Source organism: Streptomyces sp. NRRL F-5126 (assembly GCF_000721265.1).
In the GTDB taxonomy this organism is placed as follows: Bacteria; Actinomycetota; Actinomycetes; order Streptomycetales; family Streptomycetaceae; genus Streptomyces.
The window spans coordinates 1-869 of record NZ_JOFZ01000045.1; the positions used below are offsets into that span (position 1 = coordinate 1).

Here is an 869-nt window from a genome sequence, read left to right on the forward strand (position 1 = left end):
TACGGCGACCACCGAGATCTACACACTGCATATCGTCGGCAGCGTCAGATGTGTATAAGAGACAGACCAAGCCCCACCCCCAACACCAGCAACTCCACAGGCGCCGGAGGCGGCGGCGGCAAGAAAAAGAAAAAAACCAACCCACTCGCCCGCGTACTCCTCGCCAACGGCACCACGAACCAGTGCGCCGCACCCGAGCTGAACACCAAGCAGGGGGACCTGGTGAAGGTCCGGCAGTACGACTGCAAGACCCCGGCCGTTCCGAACGAGTTGTGGGCCGTGGAGACGTTGTTCAAGGGCAAGGGACCGAACGGCACCGACCTCGTCCAGATCCGCAACCTGAAGAGCGGCAACTGCCTGGACCTCCCCAGCAACGGCCCCGGGCAGACCCACACGCAGATCGACGCGTTCCCCTGCACCGGGAGCATGGACGACAACCAGCTCTGGTACCTGCACAAGGGCGAGGACACGAACAACCTCTACTGGATCCGCAACTACAAGAGCAACGGCATGTGCCTCAACGTCGACGGCTTCGCGAACAAGGGCGAGGACAAGGCGCCCGGCACGGTGCTGACCCTCTACGCGTGCACCAATGACGACGACCGGGGGTGGAACCTCGTCAAGCCCGGGCAGAACGCGGGCTGACGGCGCGATGCCGCTCGCCGCACGGCGTTCCGAAAGGGCATCGCGGCCTGCTCCCCCGGCCGCCGGGCAGTGCCCCGCGGCCTGAGACAGCCCGTGCGTGGTCAACGTATCGTCGGGTCATGAGCTTGTGGACCTCCCTGGAGCCTGCCTCGACGACTGTGGATCCGGGAGGTTCCGCTCGTGTCCGGCTGAGGCTGCGCAATACCGGCGACGTCGTCGACGAG

At 65.2% G+C, this 869-nt stretch carries 1 protein-coding gene; it reads left to right on the top strand.

What is annotated here, in order from left to right; translation table 11 throughout:
* Positions 1 to 48 precede the first annotated feature (48 nt).
* On the top strand, positions 49 to 645 hold the full coding sequence (locus IH48_RS33875) for an RICIN domain-containing protein (RefSeq protein WP_078850208.1): 597 nt from the start codon (positions 49 to 51) through the stop codon (positions 643 to 645).
* Positions 646 to 869: the final 224 nt, after the last annotated feature.